Source organism: Aeromicrobium sp. P5_D10 (genome assembly GCF_054049535.1).
Genome location: NZ_JBFUME010000004.1, coordinates 531819 through 548193, shown reverse-complemented (window position 1 = coordinate 548193; position 16375 = coordinate 531819). Strand labels below are relative to the sequence as shown.

Here is a 16375-nt window from a genome sequence, read left to right as displayed (position 1 = left end):
CGGCAAGTGAGCGCTGACCGCACCGACTCGCAGACCCGTGTCGCGCACCACCATGAGGTGGGGCGCGGCACGGCCCGCGTCGGCTACCCCATCGGAATCCGACACCTCACGATCGTCCGCCGTACCGAGTTGACGCCGCAGCTGCTCCGCCTGACGTTGGGCGGATCCGATCTCGTCGGCTTCCACACGTACCAGGCCGATGACCACGTCAGGATTGTGCTGGCCGATCCTGACGGCACCCTCAGGGCGCCGACGCCGAACGATCACGATGAACTCGACTGGCCGCGACCGATGCCGCCGAGTCGCAAGTACACCGTGCGGTCCTATCGCCCTGAGGTGCAGGAGCTCGATCTGGATTTCGTCCTCCACGAGGGCGGTCTGGCCTCGACCTGGGCCAAGGAAGCGGCGATCGGCGATTCGGTCGCCGTCGCCGGCCCGCCCGGCGCTGTCGCCTTCCCGCACCACCACGCGTATTACGTTTTCGCGGTCGATGCCACGGCCCTGCCAGCTGCCGCGCGATGGTTGGAGGAGGCCCCCGCGGACGTGCGAGGGCACCTGCTCATCGACAGCACCGAGTACGACTATCCGCTTGCCGAGCGCGATGGCGTCGAGGTCGAGTGGGTCGATCACCGCGGACTGTCCGACGCCGTCCAGGCGTTGGAACTGCCCGACGACACGTTCGTCTTCGTGGCAGGGGAGGCTGATGACATCAAGCCTCTGCGCAGTTGGTGTCGTGGCCGGTTCGATGCGCTCATCACCGGCTACTGGAAGCGTGGCGTGCCCGATCTCGATGAAGACTGATGCACGGCGGACCGTCCTGTTGTCGATCGCGATCGTGCTCCTGTTCGCGGTCGTGCTGGCGAGCCTGGCGATCGGGGCCAGGTCCGTCCCGCCGATCGAAGTGTGGCGGGCGCTGACCGATCCACGTCCGATCGACGACCATTCGGTCGTCCGCGATATCCGGGTGCCGCGCACGATCCTCGGGCTGCTGGTCGGGGCCGCGCTCGGCGCGTCGGGCACCCTGGTGCAGACCCTGACGCGCAACCCTCTGGCCGAGCCGGGACTGCTCGGCGTCACGGCTGGGGCGTCCTTCGCGATCACGGCGGGCGCCGCCGCCGGGCTGGCCGGAGGTCAGCTCGGTCAGCTCGGGCTGTCGCTTCTTGGAGCGGTGGCCGCTGCCGCTGCGGTCTATGCGGTCGGACGCACTTCGCCGCTGCGTCTGATCCTTGCCGGGGTGGCACTGTCCGCCGTGCTGTCCGGTGTGACGCTCGGTCTGCGGTTGATGGACCCGCAGGTCTTCAACCGCTATCGGTTCTGGTCGGTCGGCTCATTGGCCGGACGTGAACAGCTGTCGTTGGCCCTGCCGGTTGCCGTGGTCGGTATCGGATTGATCGGCACACTGCTCGTCACCCGGCCGCTCAACGCGCTGGCGCTGGGTGAGCAGGTCGGGCACACGCTCGGCGTCAACGTTGTCCGCACGCGGATCGCGGTACTCGTGCTGGTGACTCTGCTCGCAGGTGCTGCCACGGCGATAGCCGGCCCGATCGCGTTCGTGGGACTGATGGTTCCGCACTTGTCGCGCCGGCTCGCGGCGGGATCGGTTCCGTGGCTCATGGCCTTCACGATCGTGATCGGGCCGCTGCTGCTGGTCGCAGCCGATGTCGGCGCGCGGATGCTGTTGCCGACCGGCGAGGTCCCGGTCGCGATCGTCACGGCATTCATCGGAGCGCCGGTGCTGATCTGGGCGGTCCGCCGCTACGGAGCGGGGCAGATGTGAGCGCGTACATCATGCGGGTGGGGCCGGTGTCGGCGCGGATCGAGCGTCGCACTGCCGCCGTGAGTGTGATCCTCATCGTCGCGACGCTCGCGGTGGCGTTCGCCGCGCTGTGCCGCGGTGCGCAGTGGGACTCGCCGGGACATGTCGTGTCGGCATTGCTCGGTGGTGACGGCAGCGTCGTCGTCCGCGAATGGCGCCTGCCGCGAGTTATGGCAGCTGTGGTGTTCGGAGCGGCGCTCGGACTGGCGGGCGCGATCTTCCAGAACCTCACTCGCAACGCTCTGGGTAGTCCGGACATCATCGGCCTCGACGCGGGGGCGTACACCGGCGCGCTGATCGTCATCACGGTATTCGGCGCGACCTCTGCACAGTTGGCGCTCGGTTCGATGATCGGCGGATTGGCGGCCGCCGCGGCGATCTACCTTCTGGCGCTCAAGTCGGGATTCAGCGGATTGCGTCTCATCGTGATCGGTATCGCGATGAACGCGATGCTGACTGCGGTCAACTCCTGGATCGTGCTGCGTGCCGAACTGGAGGTCGCGATCGCCGCATCGTTCTGGAGTGCGGGCTCGTTCAACGGTATGGGCTGGGAGGAGCTTCAGCTCCCCCTGGTCGTGTTGACGGTGCTCGTGCTCGTCCTGGTGACGTTGTGGCGGGCGATGGGTCAGGCAGCGCTCGGCGATGAGCTGGCCACGACATCGGGTATCTCCTTGCCGAGGCTGCGCGTGCTGCTGGTCGTGGTGGGTGTCGGACTCTCGGCCACGGTCACCGCGGTGACAGGTCCGATCGTCTTCATCGCGCTTGCAGCGCCGCAGATCGGACGGCGTCTGGCCCGCGCAGCCGGTGTACCGCTGTTGCCCGCCGCGTTGACCGGGGCTCTGCTTCTGCTGGTCGCAGATCTCGTGGCCCAGCTCCTGATCGCGCCTGCCTCGTTGCCCGTCGGCGTCATCACGACAGCCATCGGCGGCGGATATCTGCTTTACCTCCTGGTCAAAGGGAGTCTGGTCAAGGAAGTAGGACGCCCATGAAAACGCGACTGTCCGCTCAGGAGGTGACCCTCGCCTACGGCGACCGGGTCGTCTCGACGCGCTTGAGTGTCGACATCCCCGACGGGGCATTCACCGCGGTCGTCGGCGCCAACGCCTGTGGAAAATCGACCCTTCTCAAGGCTCTCGTCCGATTGCTTTCACCCACGGAAGGGTCGGTCCGGCTCGACGACCGGGATGTCGCGGAACTGAAGTCCAAGGCCTTGGCCCGCGAGGTCGGCTTCCTGCCGCAGGGGCTCGTCGCGCCGGAGAGCATCCGAGTTCGCCAGCTCGTCGCACGCGGTCGCTATCCGCACCAGAGCCTGTTGTCGACCTGGTCGCTGCATGATCAGCAGGCGGTGGAGGCTGCGATGGCGGCGGCCGACGTCGCCGACCTGGCTGATCGGGATGTCGACGCGTTGTCCGGAGGCCAGCGGCAACGGGTCTGGATGGCGATGGTGCTGGCACAGGAGACGCCGTATCTGCTGCTGGACGAACCGACGACGTTCCTCGACATCGCCCACCAGTACCAGTTGTTGCGGATGCTCGCGCGACTGCGCGATGAGGGACGCACGGTCGTGGCCGTGCTCCACGACGTCAACCAAGCCTGCCGCTATGCCGATCACCTGATCGCGATGAAGGACGGTGCGGTCGTGGCCGAGGGCGCTCCGAGCGATGTCGTCGATGCCGATCTGATCCGGCGCGTGTACGACCTGGACAGTCTTGTCCTGCCCGATCCGGTGACCCGAACGCCGATGGTCGTCCCGACGGCGTGAGTATCTTGAGACCGTGGACGACTTTGAGGCACGAGCGGCCGAGATCCTCGGCGACGCTGCCTATGGATACTTCGCCGGAGGCGCCGGTGATGAGATCACCCTGCGCGACAATCTCGCATCCTGGCGCAGATACGCGCTGCAACCGCGCGTGCTCGTCGGAGTCGGCGAGCGCGACACCTCTGTAACGCTGTTGGGCCGAAATCGGCCGCATCCCATCCTGGTCGCACCAATGGCGCAGCAACGCGCGGCCCATGTCGATGCCGAGCTCGGCACCGCCCGAGCCGCTGCGGGGACCGATTCGGTCCTGGTGCTCTCATCGGCGACAACGACCGATCCCGGCGAGGTGGCTGTTGCGATGGGGGAATCGGCCCGTTGGCTCCAGTTGTATGTTTTCAAGGACCGGGCGATCTCTGACGACCTCGTCCGCTCGGCGCGTGAACACGGCTACGAAGCACTCGTCATCACAGTCGACTTCCCCTATGGCGGGCGGCGCGAACGTGATCTCAGATCGGGCTACACCTTCGACCATCTGACACACGCGCAACTGGCGACCGAAGCCGTGACGCCGGCCGCGAGGCACACGATGCACGATCCGAATCTCACCTGGGACGATATCGCCGCCTATGGCGAGGCGAGCGGCCTTCCGGTCGTCCTCAAGGGAATCTTGCGAGCTGACGATGCGGTGCGGGCAGTCGACGCCGGAGTGGCCGGGATCGTGGTCTCGAATCACGGCGGACGCCAGCTCGACACGGTTCGGTCGGGCGCCGATGCTCTCGGTCCGATCGCCGAGGCTGTCGATGGCCGGCTCGACGTCTTGGTCGACGGCGGAATCCGTCGCGGTTGGGACGTCGCGAAGGCGCTGGCGCTCGGCGCCGACGCGGTGCTTGTCGGGCGGCCGGTCCTGTGGGGGCTGACATGTGAGGGGCGCGAGGGCGCACAGCACGTGCTCCAGCAACTGATCGACGAGTTCGACCACACGCTCGGGCTGCTGGGCTGCCCGCGGGCACGGGATCTAGACGGCTCCTACGTCCTGCCGCACGTCGGCTGAGCGGAGCCAGTCCGCCACGCCCCGGGCGGCGGTTCGACCGGCCCGGTTGGCTCCGATCGTGCTGGCAGAAGGGCCGTAGCCGACCAGTTGAACGCGGGGATCGGCCACGGCAGTCGTCCCGTCGAGTTGGATGCCGCCGCGCGGACTGCGCAGATGCAACGGTGCGAGGTGGCCGATCGCAGGACGGAATCCGGTGGCCCACAAGATGACGTCGGCCTGCTCCAGCTGCACTTGTCCTGAGCCTGTCGAAGGGTTGGCCCAACGCACACCGTCGGGTTCGATCGCAGTGAACATCGGACGGCGATCCGCGTAGGCGCCGAGCCGTTCAGCCTCGCGCTCCTGTTCGCGCAGGCGCAGCCCCGTGACGCTGACGACGCTCTGCGGCGGTAACCCTTGCCGCACCCGCTCCTCGACTTTGGCGACGACCTCACGGCCCACCTCGGGGGTGAAGTCGCGATCGATCCACACGGGCTCACGGCGGGTGACCCAGACGGTCTCGGTGATCGGGGCGAGGGCGCCGAGGAATTGCACGGCCGATGCGCCACCGCCCACGATGATGACCCGCTTGTCGCGGAAGAATTCCGGGCCGGGGTAGTCGACAGTGTGCAGCTGCTCGCCGATGAACGTCTCCTGGCCCGGGTAGTGCGGGACGAAGGGCTGGGTCCAGGTGCCGGTTGCGTTGACGATCGTGCGGGCCGTCCACGACTGTGAGCCGGCCTCGACGATCAACAGTCCGTCGCGGTCTCGTACACGCTGGACGATCACGGGTCGCACGACCGGGAGATCGAAACGGGTCTCATAGCTGGCGAAGTATTCCGGTACGAACTCATTGGCCCGTTCGGCACCGGTGTCGGCCGGGATCTCCTGGCCGGGCAGATCGGCGACCCGGTGCACATCGTTCATCGTCAGGGCGTCCCAACGATGCTGCCAAGCACCACCGGGACGGTCATTGGAATCGAGTACGACATGGCTGATGTCGTGCCGACGCAGGTGATAGGACGCCGAAAGACCGGCCTGCCCCGCCCCGATGACGACGGATTCGAGAACGTCCACGCTCATCCCAACACAGAAGGCGGCGCGGCTATGCCCTCACGCCGCGGTGGTCTCCTGGATGACCCGGGTCACGAGCTCGGGATTATCGACCATGGGTACGTGGCCGCAGTGGGGCAGGGCGATGTGTCGGACGCTCGGGAGACGTTCTTGCGCGAGTGCCGACTGGCCGTAGGGCAGGATCAGATCGCGGGTGCCCCAGGCGATCGTCGTCGGGACCGGGACCGGGCCGTCGAACTTGTAAGTGATTCCCGCCTTCAGCGTCTTCCCGAAGCCGGTACAGCGCTTGAGGGCGAGCGCATCGCCGAAGACGTCATCAGATGTGAAGCGTTCCGGATGGACGTAGAGCGTTGCGCCGGCGATCTTGCGGCCGAAGCCATTGCGCGAAACGGCGCGGAGCACCGAAGTCGGCAGCAGCGAGCTGAGCCGCAGCAGCAACAGGAAGAAGAAGGGTTGCAGCCGGTTGACCGGACCGAAGAATCCAGCAGGACTGAGCGCGGTGACTGACCGGGCGAGGCCGCGAGCCCCGAGCTCGAGCGCGATCGCACCGCCGAGCGAGTTGCCGACCACGTGGGGCTTCTCGATGCCCCAGGCAGAGAAGTTCGCGGCGAGATTGGCCGACGCAGTCTCCATGGAGTGCGGTGTTCCGGCCGGATAGTCGGGCGATTCGCCGAAGCCCGACAGGTCGACAGCGATCACGTCATATGACTCTGCAAGGGTCTCGAAGACCGGGTCCCAGGCCTGACGCCGATGGCCGATGCCGTGGATGAGGACGAGTGGCTCGCCGGAGCCCTTACGTGTGTAGACCAGCTCGGAGAGCATCGGGTCGTCCTTTCGGGTGGGTGCCTGATGTATGTGACACCGATCATGACACATACAGATACTGTCGGTATGCGAACTCGTCACTTGCAACCGTGACAGTGTTACTGTCACAATCCCGGGGTGAGTACCTCCCAGCCTTCAGGCCCCCTCCACGGTGTCCGTGTCGTCGAGCTCGTCGGGATCGGCCCCGGTCCCTTCGCCGCGATGATGCTCGCGGACCTGGGCGCCGATGTGATCCGCATCGACCGGCCGGGCGGAAATGCCTTGCAGCTCGGCCCGGCGGACAAGGACATCTTGGGCCGCGGCCGCCCGTCGGTCGCGATCGATCTGAAGAATCCGCGCGGAGTCGAGACGGTCCTCGAGTTGGTCGAGTCCGCCGACATCCTGATCGAGGGGCTGCGACCCGGCGTCACAGAACGTCTTGGGCTCGGGCCGACAGACTGCCATGCGCGTCGACCGCAACTCGTCTACGGCCGGATGACCGGTTGGGGTCAGGACGGGCCGCTGGCCCAGACCGCGGGCCACGACATCAACTACATCTCGATCGCCGGTGCGCTCGGAACCATCGGGCGTGCAGGCGGGCCCCCGCAAGTCCCGCTCAATCTCGTCGGAGACTTCGCGGGCGGCTCTCTGTACCTGGTGACGGGTCTGCTCGCCGCATTGACCCATGCCCGGACGACGGGTGAGGGCCAGGTCGTCGACGCCGCGATCACTGACGGCACAGCCCATCTGATGTCGATGATCGTCTCGATGCAGCAGTCCGGTGGCTGGAACGAACGGCGCGGGACCAATCTGCTCGACACCGGGACCCCGTTCTATGACGTGTTCGAGACCTCGGACGGCGGATGGATGTCGGTGGGCCCACTCGAGCCGCAGTTCTACTCGGCGCTGATCGAGGGGCTCGGCATCACCGATGCGCCAGATCGGTACGACGTGAGTCGTTGGGCCGAACTTCGTGCGCTGTTCGCCCGGACGTTTGCGACACGCACACGGGCGCAATGGGAGGAGGCCTTCGCCGGAACCGATGCGTGTGTCAGTCCGGTTCTGAGCCTTCCGGAGGCCTACGAGCATCCGCACAACGTCGCCCGCGGGACGTATGTCGACAAGGACGGCCTCGTGCAGCCCGCGCCGGCGCCTCGATTCTCGGCTACGCCGGCCACGCTGACGACCCCGCCCGAAGCTGCCGGTGCCAGCACGGCCGCGGCTTTGACCACCTGGGGCATCGCCGACGTCGACCAGCTCATCGCCGACGGCGTCGCTGTCCAGGCCGATCACACCAACTGACCAGACGCACCTGACCCTGAAAGGCAGACCCATGAAGAGGACTATCTTCGAAGCCGACCACGACGCATTCCGCGACACGGTCCGATCCTTCTGCGAGAAGGAGATCGCGCCGCACCACGATGAGTGGGAGAAGGCCGGCATCGTGCCGCGTGAGGTGTGGACCAAGGCCGGCGACCTCGGTCTGCTCGGCTTCATGATGCCCGAGGAGTACGGCGGCGGCGGAGTGACGGACTTCCGTTACAACGCGATCCTGCAGGAGGAGATCACTCGGATCGGTGCCAGCGGCATCGGCTTCGTGATCCAGACCGATCTCGTCTCGACCTACCTGCTGTCGCACGCCACCGAAGAGCAGAAGCAGCGCTGGTTCCCCAAGTTCTGCTCCGGTGAGCTGATCACCGCGATCGCGATGACCGAGCCGGGCACCGGATCGGACCTTCAGGGCATCAAGACGACCGCGATCAAGGACGGCGATCACTACGTCGTCAACGGCTCGAAGACGTTCATCACCAACGGCATCAATGCCGATCTCGTGCTCGTGGTGTGTCAGACCGATCCGTCGGCCGGCGCGCTCGGCTTCTCGATCATCGTGCTCGAACGCGGTATGGAGGGCTTCGAGCGGGGACGCAATCTCGACAAGATCGGCCTGAAGGCCCAGGACACCGCCGAACTGTTCTTCGACAATGTGCGGGTACCGGTCAGCAATCTGCTCGGCGAGGAGGGCAAGGGCTTCATCTACCTGATGGAGAAACTGCCGCAGGAGCGTATGTCGATCTCGGTCGTGGCAGCCGCAGCGAGCAACCGAATGATCGAGATGACGTTGGAGTACGTCAAGGAGCGTAAAGCGTTCGGCAAGCCGATCGGATCGTTCCAGAACTCGCGCTTCACGCTGGCCGAGCTCCATACCGAGGCCAGCATCGGTCAGGTCTTCGTCGACGAATCGATCCTGCGACTCAACGCCGGTGAGCTGACCGTCGAGGACGCCGCGATGGGCAAGTGGTGGACGACCGAGCTGCAGAAGCGGGTCGCCGACCAGTGCCTGCAGTTGCATGGCGGCTACGGCTATATGACCGAATACCCGATTTCGAAGGCGTATCTCGACACCCGTATCCAGACGATCTACGGGGGAACCACCGAGATCATGAAGGAGATCGTGGGTCGCGGCATGGGCATCTGACGTTGTCCACAGGCGTCCCCCGATCTCTTCCGGAGGTCGGGGGACACCTCTATCGTGATACTTATGAGTGACGTTCAGACCTGGACCATGATCGTGGGTCCGTTCAGCTTGATGCTGGCTTTCATGGGGCTGCTCCTGCGCATGTTCGGCAAGAGCCTGGACGTTCGGTTCGACAAAGTGACCGCAGTGATGGACTCTCGTTTGGACAAGCAAGCCGCGGTGATGGACTCTCGTTTGGACAAGCAGGCCGCGGTGACTGATGCCCGCTTCGATCAGCTGACAGCAGTCATGGTTGCCGGTTTCGAAAGCGTCGACCGCCGGTTCGACCAGGTCGACAAGCGGTTCGAAGAGGTTGACCGACGGTTCGAGCAGGTCGACAAGCGGTTCGAGCAGGTCGACAAGCGGTTCGAGCAGGTCGACCGACGGTTCGAACACGTAGAGAACCGACTCGAACGGATTGAGGACCATGTCGCGGTGCTCGACCGCGATGTCACGGCCATCACCCGACGTCTCATGGGTCCCGAGGCTTCTTAGGATGTTGCCGAGCCGTTTAGGCTGACTGCCGAACCACGACTTCGTAGCCCAGATCCACGGCCACCGGATCTGCGGCCGTGCCTGAGATGCGCTCGAGCAGATGCGTCGCTGCCTGCTGGCCCTGCTCCGCCGCCGGTACGGTGACCGTCGTGAGGGCTGGAGTGATGGCGATAGCCAACTCGAAATCACCGAAACCGGTGACACCGACATCGTTCGGAATCGACAACCCCGTCCGTGCCGCGGCCAGCACGGCACCCGATGCCAGGATGTCGGTGCTGAACATCAGCAGGTCCGCCTCCGGGAATGCCTCTCTTGCTCGGTTGAGAAGAATTTCGCCGGAGGCCAAGGTCAATGGAAGGTCGGAGGCGTCGACGTGCCGCGGCGTCGCCGCGGGGAAGAGTTCGGCGTGCTGTTCGCGGAACCCGTCGTAGCGTCGACGACTACGCCGGTCGCCGGCCCGCATCGATCCGACGAAGACGGGTCGTCGGTATCCGCGCTCGACCATGCTCGCGAGCAGATCGGCCATCGCATCCCGATTGGAGAACCCGATCAGTGCGTCGACCGGATCCTCGGTCCACTCCCAGGTCTCGACGACCGGCAGACCGGAGCCGCGCAACATCTGCTGGCAGGCATCGGTGTGGTCGACTCCCACGATGAGCACGCCATCGGGGCGTCGCCCGAGGAGGTTGCGCACGAGATGCTCCTCGCGCTGTAGGTCGTAGTTGTTGACTCCGAGCACGAGCTCATAACCCTGGGAGCTGAGCACCTGGGTCGCCGAGTCAAGCGTTTGAGCAAAGACCGAGGTCGAGATCGAGGGAACGATCATCGCGATGAGTCGGCTCGAGTTCGATGCCAGGCCGCGAGCAGAAAGGTTGGGGACATATCCGGTCTGACCCACCGCATGCTCGACCCGGTCTCGCATAGCCACCGACACCGTCTCGGGATCGCGGAGGGCCCGAGAGACAGTCTGGGTTGAGACTCCGGCGATCCGAGCGACGTCCGCCATCGTCACCGACTTCGTCTCAGACCCGCGGCGCCGTCGGGCCTGGCGGGCCGGGGCACGCTCTTGCGGGGCAGCATCGCTCATGCAGACGCTCCTCGGTGGCGTGGTCGGTAGTGCGGGCTGGGTCGAGCCTAGTGGCTCACTTTTCGATGGGGGGTTGTGTTAGCGCTAACGTTAGCGCTAACCTTTGTGTCGCCGGTCACGTAGGTGCGGTCGGCGACACAACTACGCAGCGCTCATGGAGGACAGATGAAGGTCTTGGACGGCATCCGTGTCGTGGATGTCTCGATCGCGATGGCGGGACCGTTCGCCGCGCAAAAGCTCGCCGACCTGGGAGCAGACGTCATCAAGGTGGAGCCCGTGACCGGCGAGTGGCAGCGTCACGTCTCGGCGGGTGGAGCTCGCGGAAACCGGGTCAACGCCTCGTTCCTGTCCCTCAACCGCAACAAGCGATCCCTGTCGCTGAATCTCAAGGATCCACGCGGCCGCGCGGCAATGATGCGCTTGGTCGAAGGTGCGGACGTCTTCCTGCAGAACTATCGTCCGGGCGTGGCCGATCGGCTGGGCGTCGACTACGAGTCGTTGCGTGCGGTCAAGCCGGACCTGATCTATGTCTCGATGTCGGGCTACGGCGAGAGCGGGCCGTACGCCGATCGGCCGGGTCAGGACATGCTCCTGCAGGCGATGAGCGGTGGACTGTACAGCGGTCGTCGCGAGGGTGAGGCGCCTCGCCCCGCGCCCTTCTTCCTGGCGGATGCCTTCACCGCCTACTCCGCTTTCGAGGGGGCGATGGCGGCCCTCTTCCATCGTGAGCGTACGGGCGAAGGTCAGCGCGTCGACGTCAACATGCTCGATGCGATCATCGCCGCCCAGATGCAGGAACTCAGCGTCTCGACGGTCGGCGGCGTGCTGCAGGAACCCTCCCGGGCGATCCACGCGCACTCGTACATTCGTGCGCCGTACGGGATCTTCGCAACGGCCGACGGCCATGTCGCTTTGTCCTTCGCCGAGACCGACCAGCTGGCGCGGCTCTTCGATGACCCTCGTCTCGACGCCTACGAGTCCGAGCGCGACGGTTTCAGCCACCGCGACGAGATCTCGGAGCTGGTCTCGGAGAACCTCGGCCGTGGGACGAGCGAGCACTGGATCGACCTGCTCGGCTCCGCAGGGGTGTGGATCGGGCCCGTCCATGACTATGTGCAGCTCGTCGAGGACCCGCAGGTGTTGCACAACGAGTCCTTCGTCGAGTACGACCACCCGACCGAGGGACGAGTCAAGACCCCGGGGTTCGCCTTCCGGCTCGCCAACGGGGCCCAGGAGATATACCGCCCGGCACCACTCAACGGCCAGCACACCCATGAAGTGCTGCGCGAGATCGGGCTCACCGACGAGGAGATCGACGACCTCGACTCTGCCGGCGCCGTCTACCGCGACGACACGTTCGCCCCCATCCCTGCACCCTGACCCGCGCCGCCGGCACGGAACCCTGCATCCTCAGAAGGGCCATCATGACCACTACGAACTCACCCACCACCGAGCAGGCGCGCCGCGCCTCCATCGCCGCGGCTGTCGGCAGCCTCGTCGAGTGGTACGACTTCGCGCTCTACGGCGCCGCGGCCTCGCTGGTGTTCAACACGTACTTCTTCGTGTCGGACAGTCCGACCGCGGGACTGATCGCCTCGTTCGCGACCTTCGCGGTCGGCTATTTCGCCCGCCCCTTCGGCGGCATCGTCTTCGGCCATCTCGGCGACAAGATCGGCCGCAAACCGGTCATGATCTTCACGCTGACACTGATGGGGCTCTCCACCGCAATGATCGGGCTGCTGCCCAGCCACAACTCCATCGGCATTGCCGCGCCGATCCTGCTGGTGCTGCTTCGCATCCTTCAAGGTCTGGGCGCCGGCGCCGAGTACGCCGGGGCGATCGTGATGTCCTCGGAGTCGTCCCCTGCCGGACGGCGCGGCTTCTATGCGTCGTGGTCCGGCGCCGGCGTCTGGATCGGCTCAGCCCTCGGCCTCGGCACCTTCCAGGTCTGCCTGTGGCTGACCGGAGACTCGTTCTTGGTGTGGGGTTGGCGCATCCCGTTCCTCATGAGTCTTGTGATGCTCGGGGTCAGCCTCTACATCCGCCGGAAGGTCAAGGAGACCTCGAGCTTCGAGGAGGTCGTCAAGAGTGAGGACCAGATCGAGCAGATGCCGATCGTCTCGCTCCTGATGACGGACAAGGGCCGCCTTGCAGTAGCTCTCGGCTCGAACTTGATGCTGTCGGGCTTCTCGTACATTCCCCAGGTCTGGGTGCTCAGCTATCTCACGAACGATCTCGGCTACGCCGCGACGCTGGCCCTCGGCATCAACGCGATCATCCTCGTCTCGGGTGCTGGATTCATGCCGTTCTTCGGTGCCCTGGGCGACCGGATCGGTCGTCGTCGCCTGTTTCTCTGGGGGTGTGCCTTCGGCGCTGCGTGGGCATTTCCCATGTTCGCGCTGATCGACACGGGCAACACGTTCCTGGCGATCGCCGCGCTCGTCGTGTGCTTCATCGGCGCTGTGGCCACCTGCTACGCCTCGCAAGCCGCTTTCCTCACCGAGCTCTTCCCGCCGGCCAAGCGCTACTCCGGCGTTGCCTTCGCCCGCGAGGTCAGTGGAGCGTTGCTGGCGGGAACGGCTCCGCTGATCGCCACCGCGATGGTGGCAGGTGCCGATCACTGGTGGCCGGTCGCGACCTGGATGGTCGTCATGGCGGCAGTGGCGTTCATCGCGGTCTACCTGTCCAAGCACTACCGGCTCGATGCCGACCAGGGCGACGACGACAGGTTCAATCACGTCTCCCCGACCGTGAGCCCGACCGCGTCAGCGGCCGACCGCATCGGGATCCGCTGATGTCTGCCGAGAGCCAGCTTCGGCCCGCGCTGTTCGACCGATACTTCGATGAGTACGCCATCGGGCAGGTTGAGGCGGGCGGCACCGCGACGATCGGCGCAGTCGACATTGCGCAGTTCGCCGAGCTCACCGGCGACCGTCATCCCGCTCACACCGACGAGACGTTCGCCCGAGAACGCTTCGGCGGCCTGATCGCGCACGGTGTGCTGACGTTCGGTGTCGTTGTCGGACTCACCGTCGAGTACAACCGGCGCGCCGTTGCCTACGGCTACGACCGCATCCGTTTTCCCGCACCGGTCCTCGCCGGTGACGTGGTGAGCGCTGTCGCGGAGGTGGTTGACCTGACCGATCACAAGAACCCGGCAATAGGCCTGGTCACCAAGCAGTACACCGGCACGAACCAGGACGGGGCGACTGTGCTGGTATGCCGCCACATTCTGGCTGTCGATCGCGTCCCTGACTCCAAGGAGAACCCATGACCACCCCGAACAGCCTGCCCACCACGACCGAGCGCGCGCTCGCGGCGGCACACTGCGCCCGCGCCGGTGCCCGTCGTGCCAACTCCACTGACCGCGCCGCCTGGCTTCGGGCGATCGCCGCGGGGCTCGACGCCGCGGCAGATCCATTGGTCGAGCTTGCTCATGCCGAGACTCGTCTGACCGAAGGTCGGCTGCGTGGCGAGCTGGCACGGACGAGCTTCCAGGCCCGTCTGTTCGCCCAGCGTCTCGAGGACGGCGACCTGCTGCCGGGCATCATCGACCCAGCTGATCCCGAGTGGCCGATGGGACCACGCCCCGACATTCGTCGAGGACACGTACCGGTCGGCCCCGTGCTCGTGTTCGCCGCCAGCAACTTCCCGTTCGCGTTCTCCGTCGCCGGTGGTGACAGCGTCAGCGCGCTCGCCGCGGGGTGCCCAGTGGTCGTCAAGATCCATCCGGGTCACGTCGAGCTGTCACGAGAGGTTGCACGGATCGTCACCGCGGCGCTCACCTCGGCTGGCGCTCCCGAAGGCCTCTTCAGCGTGATCGAGGGCCTGGAGGCGGGTGTCGCCGCCGTGCAGGACAGCCGGATCAGAGCCGTGGGCTTCACGGGATCACTCGAGGGAGGTCGGGCCCTGTTCGATCTCGCCGTGAACCGTCCCGATCCGATCCCTTTCTACGGCGAGCTGGGCAGCACGAATCCGGTTGTCGTCACCCCAGAGGGCTGGGCACGCCGTGGCGACGACATCACCGCGGGTTTCGTCGGGTCGTTCACGCTCGGCACCGGCCAGTTCTGCACGCAGCCGGGAGTCGTCCTGGTACCTGACGTCGCAGCGTTGGTGGCCGGTCTCGACCTTCCGGCCGTCGATCCGATGCTGAACGACAGAATCCGTGCCGGCTATGACCGAGACTTCACGCAGCTCGCTTCGCACCCGGCCGTGTCGACTGTGTCAACCGGACCAGCCACGACCGAGGCTCCTGCAGCGGTCGTGCTCCAGGCGACCGCCGGTGACGTGCTCGCCGACCCCACGATCGTCACGAGTGAGGTGTTCGGCCCGGTCTCGATCATCGTCGGATACCGCGACGTTGCCGAGGCGGTGGCCGTCCTCGAGCTGTTCGACGGCGCGTTGACGGCCACAGTTCAGGGTGGGGCGATGCTTGACGACGACGCTATACGGCTTCTCGACGTCTGCTCGAACTTCGCCGGCCGCGTGCTCTGGAACCAGTGGCCCACCGGAGTCACGGTGAGCGACGCCCAGCAGCACGGCGGGCCGTGGCCCGCCACGACGGCGCCCATGACGACCTCGGTCGGCACGGCCGCGGCACTTCGCTTCGCTCGGCCAGTGGCGTACCAGAACGTGCCGCAGGAAGCGCTGCCGATCGAGCTGCGCGGATGACGTCGCGGAGCGGACTCACCTGGGACCACCCTCGCGGGGTCGACGCGCTCCGCGCCGCCGCATGTCACACGGCCGCACCGTGCGACATCGTGTGGAACGTCCAGCCGTTGGAGGGATTCGAGTCGGCGCCGATCGGCGAGAACGCCGCGCGGCACGACCTTGTCGTCCTCGACCATCCCCACGTCGGAGAAGCCCTCGCGCTAGGGGCTCTCCGTCCGCTCGGCGAGGTGTTCACGGAGGTCGAGTTGGCTACGTGGCGCGACACCACGGTCGGTCCCTCGTTCGCCTCGTACGAGTTCGCCGGCGAGCAATGGGCGGTCCCGCTCGACGCGGCCACCCAGGTCTCGGTCCTGGCCGATCCGGGCATTCCCGCACCGGCCACCTGGGCGGAAGCTGCTGCGCTCGCCGCGGAGGTGCGCACCACGCTGCCGACCAGCGGACCGCACCTGTTCCTCACACTGTGCGCGATCGCGGTCTCGAATGGGCACATGCCGGGGTCGGGCGAGGTGTTCCTTGAACCTGCGGCGGTGGCCGAAGGTCTCGAGATCCTCGCAGCGCTCGCTCCAGCCGGCCCCGGAGCAGATGTCCACAACCCGATCACCGTGCTCGAGCAGATGTCGGACCCGGACGGCCCGCAGTACTGCCCTCACGTGTACGGATACGTCAACTACGCCCGTCACGACCAGGCCCGCCCCCTGCGCTTCGTCGACGCTCCGGCCGGGACGTCTGGCCGCATCGGGTCGGTGCTCGGAGGGACCGGTATAGCCGTCAGCGCTGGTTGCGACGTCGACGACGCGCTACGCGACCATCTGCGCTGGTTGATGAGTCCGCAGACGCAGATGGACTTCGTGCCGAGACATGCTGGGCAGCCGGCGGCCGTATCGGCGTGGGAGTCCGAGAAAGTCAACGCCGAGGCGACCGACTTCTACGTGGCGACTCGCTCGACAATCGAGCAGGCGTGGGTGCGGCCACGCTACGACGGAGCGATCGCCTTTCAGCAGCGTGCTGCGGACGAGGTGCGCCGCAGCCTGTTCGACGACCGCGACCCGGACCGCCTCGCACGTGTCCTGGACGCCTTGTACGACCACCGGCCGCTCAGTGCGGCGCAGCCAACCTGACCACAAACC

The 16375-nt window shown here is 66.3% G+C and carries 16 protein-coding genes; 13 read left to right on the top strand and 3 right to left on the bottom strand.

Features of this window, described 5'->3' with window-relative positions; all coding sequences use genetic code 11:
* Positions 1–6: 6 nt before the first annotated feature.
* Genes ACXJKC_RS10410 through ACXJKC_RS10390 form a run of 5 tightly spaced genes read left to right on the top strand, consistent with a single transcriptional unit; the run spans position 7 to position 4626 of the window.
* Positions 7–801, top strand: a complete 795-nt coding sequence (locus ACXJKC_RS10410) for a siderophore-interacting protein (RefSeq protein ID WP_456696628.1) — start codon at positions 7–9, stop codon at positions 799–801.
* The gene (locus tag ACXJKC_RS10405) at positions 791–1777 is read left to right on the top strand and encodes a FecCD family ABC transporter permease (protein WP_456696627.1); all 987 of its coding nucleotides are present in this window, start codon (positions 791–793) and stop codon (positions 1775–1777) included. Before ACXJKC_RS10410 ends, ACXJKC_RS10405 begins: the two co-directional genes overlap by 11 nt.
* Positions 1774–2805 carry a FecCD family ABC transporter permease gene (locus tag ACXJKC_RS10400; protein ID WP_456696626.1) on the top strand — a complete coding sequence of 344 codons (1032 nt, stop codon included), beginning with the start codon at positions 1774–1776 and terminating at the stop codon, positions 2803–2805. Before ACXJKC_RS10405 ends, ACXJKC_RS10400 begins: the two co-directional genes overlap by 4 nt.
* Positions 2802–3578, top strand: coding sequence for an ABC transporter ATP-binding protein (locus ACXJKC_RS10395; RefSeq protein WP_456696625.1), 777 nt, complete (start codon positions 2802–2804; stop codon positions 3576–3578). The genes ACXJKC_RS10400 and ACXJKC_RS10395 overlap by 4 nt, the downstream gene beginning before the upstream one ends.
* Positions 3579–3591: 13 nt before the next feature.
* A complete protein-coding gene (locus tag ACXJKC_RS10390; protein WP_456696624.1) occupies positions 3592–4626 on the top strand; it encodes an alpha-hydroxy acid oxidase in 1035 nt (344 codons plus the stop codon).
* On the opposite strand, the gene ACXJKC_RS10385 is transcribed toward ACXJKC_RS10390, so the two are convergent.
* Both ACXJKC_RS10385 and ACXJKC_RS10380 read right to left on the bottom strand, forming a co-directional pair.
* Positions 4591–5685, bottom strand: a complete 1095-nt coding sequence (locus tag ACXJKC_RS10385) for an NAD(P)-binding domain-containing protein (protein ID WP_456696623.1) — start codon at positions 5683–5685, stop codon at positions 4591–4593. The two genes, ACXJKC_RS10390 and ACXJKC_RS10385, sit on opposite strands and share 36 nt — an antisense overlap.
* A gap of 30 nt (positions 5686–5715) precedes the next feature.
* Entirely contained in the window at positions 5716–6498 is a 783-nt protein-coding gene (locus ACXJKC_RS10380) for an alpha/beta fold hydrolase (RefSeq protein WP_456696622.1), read from the bottom strand.
* 120 nt (positions 6499–6618) lie between these two features.
* Here ACXJKC_RS10380 and ACXJKC_RS10375 point away from each other — a divergent pair, with 120 nt between their 5' ends.
* The 3 genes from ACXJKC_RS10375 to ACXJKC_RS10365 all read left to right on the top strand — a co-directional run bounded on the left by ACXJKC_RS10375 (position 6619) and on the right by ACXJKC_RS10365 (position 9490).
* Complete coding sequence (locus tag ACXJKC_RS10375) at positions 6619–7782, top strand: CaiB/BaiF CoA transferase family protein (RefSeq protein ID WP_456696621.1); 1164 nt, start codon at positions 6619–6621, stop codon at positions 7780–7782.
* Positions 7783–7813: 31 nt separating this feature from the next.
* A complete protein-coding gene (locus ACXJKC_RS10370; RefSeq protein WP_456696620.1) occupies positions 7814–8956 on the top strand; it encodes an acyl-CoA dehydrogenase family protein in 1143 nt (380 codons plus the stop codon).
* Positions 8957–9019: 63 nt separating this feature from the next.
* Entirely contained in the window at positions 9020–9490 is a 471-nt protein-coding gene (locus tag ACXJKC_RS10365) for a hypothetical protein (RefSeq protein ID WP_456696619.1), read from the top strand.
* A 16-nt stretch (positions 9491–9506) separates the two neighbouring features.
* Here the strand turns inward: ACXJKC_RS10365 and ACXJKC_RS10360 are convergent, their stop codons facing one another.
* Positions 9507–10577, bottom strand: coding sequence for a LacI family DNA-binding transcriptional regulator (locus ACXJKC_RS10360; RefSeq protein ID WP_456696618.1), 1071 nt, complete (start codon positions 10575–10577; stop codon positions 9507–9509).
* 165 nt (positions 10578–10742) lie between these two features.
* On the opposite strand from ACXJKC_RS10360, the gene ACXJKC_RS10355 reads away from it, so the two are divergent.
* Genes ACXJKC_RS10355 through ACXJKC_RS10335 form a run of 5 tightly spaced genes read left to right on the top strand, consistent with a single transcriptional unit; the run spans position 10743 to position 16366 of the window.
* The gene (locus tag ACXJKC_RS10355) at positions 10743–11957 is read left to right on the top strand and encodes a CaiB/BaiF CoA transferase family protein (protein ID WP_456696617.1); all 1215 of its coding nucleotides are present in this window, start codon (positions 10743–10745) and stop codon (positions 11955–11957) included.
* A 44-nt stretch (positions 11958–12001) separates the two neighbouring features.
* A complete protein-coding gene (locus ACXJKC_RS10350) occupies positions 12002–13372 on the top strand; it encodes an MFS transporter (protein ID WP_456696616.1) in 1371 nt (456 codons plus the stop codon).
* On the top strand, positions 13372–13851 hold the full coding sequence (locus ACXJKC_RS10345; RefSeq protein WP_456696615.1) for a MaoC family dehydratase: 480 nt from the start codon (positions 13372–13374) through the stop codon (positions 13849–13851). Before ACXJKC_RS10350 ends, ACXJKC_RS10345 begins: the two co-directional genes overlap by 1 nt.
* Positions 13848–15248, top strand: a complete 1401-nt coding sequence (locus ACXJKC_RS10340; protein ID WP_456696614.1) for an aldehyde dehydrogenase (NADP(+)) — start codon at positions 13848–13850, stop codon at positions 15246–15248. Before ACXJKC_RS10345 ends, ACXJKC_RS10340 begins: the two co-directional genes overlap by 4 nt.
* A complete protein-coding gene (locus tag ACXJKC_RS10335; protein WP_456696613.1) occupies positions 15245–16366 on the top strand; it encodes an extracellular solute-binding protein in 1122 nt (373 codons plus the stop codon). The genes ACXJKC_RS10340 and ACXJKC_RS10335 overlap by 4 nt, the downstream gene beginning before the upstream one ends.
* The last annotated feature ends 9 nt before the right edge of the window (positions 16367–16375 follow it).

Coding starts and splice junctions, on each gene's coding strand:
- ACXJKC_RS10360 (WP_456696618.1), bottom strand. CDS start 10,577: ATGAGCGATGCTGCCCCGCAAGAGCGTGCCCCGGCCCGCCAGGCCCGA.
- ACXJKC_RS10345 (WP_456696615.1), top strand. CDS start 13,372: ATGTCTGCCGAGAGCCAGCTTCGGCCCGCGCTGTTCGACCGATACTTC.
- ACXJKC_RS10350 (WP_456696616.1), top strand. CDS start 12,002: ATGACCACTACGAACTCACCCACCACCGAGCAGGCGCGCCGCGCCTCC.
- ACXJKC_RS10355 (WP_456696617.1), top strand. CDS start 10,743: ATGAAGGTCTTGGACGGCATCCGTGTCGTGGATGTCTCGATCGCGATG.
- ACXJKC_RS10365 (WP_456696619.1), top strand. CDS start 9,020: ATGAGTGACGTTCAGACCTGGACCATGATCGTGGGTCCGTTCAGCTTG.
- ACXJKC_RS10340 (WP_456696614.1), top strand. CDS start 13,848: ATGACCACCCCGAACAGCCTGCCCACCACGACCGAGCGCGCGCTCGCG.
- ACXJKC_RS10335 (WP_456696613.1), top strand. CDS start 15,245: ATGACGTCGCGGAGCGGACTCACCTGGGACCACCCTCGCGGGGTCGAC.
- ACXJKC_RS10395 (WP_456696625.1), top strand. CDS start 2,802: ATGAAAACGCGACTGTCCGCTCAGGAGGTGACCCTCGCCTACGGCGAC.
- ACXJKC_RS10380 (WP_456696622.1), bottom strand. CDS start 6,498: ATGCTCTCCGAGCTGGTCTACACACGTAAGGGCTCCGGCGAGCCACTC.
- ACXJKC_RS10370 (WP_456696620.1), top strand. CDS start 7,814: ATGAAGAGGACTATCTTCGAAGCCGACCACGACGCATTCCGCGACACG.
- ACXJKC_RS10405 (WP_456696627.1), top strand. CDS start 791: ATGAAGACTGATGCACGGCGGACCGTCCTGTTGTCGATCGCGATCGTG.
- ACXJKC_RS10385 (WP_456696623.1), bottom strand. CDS start 5,685: ATGAGCGTGGACGTTCTCGAATCCGTCGTCATCGGGGCGGGGCAGGCC.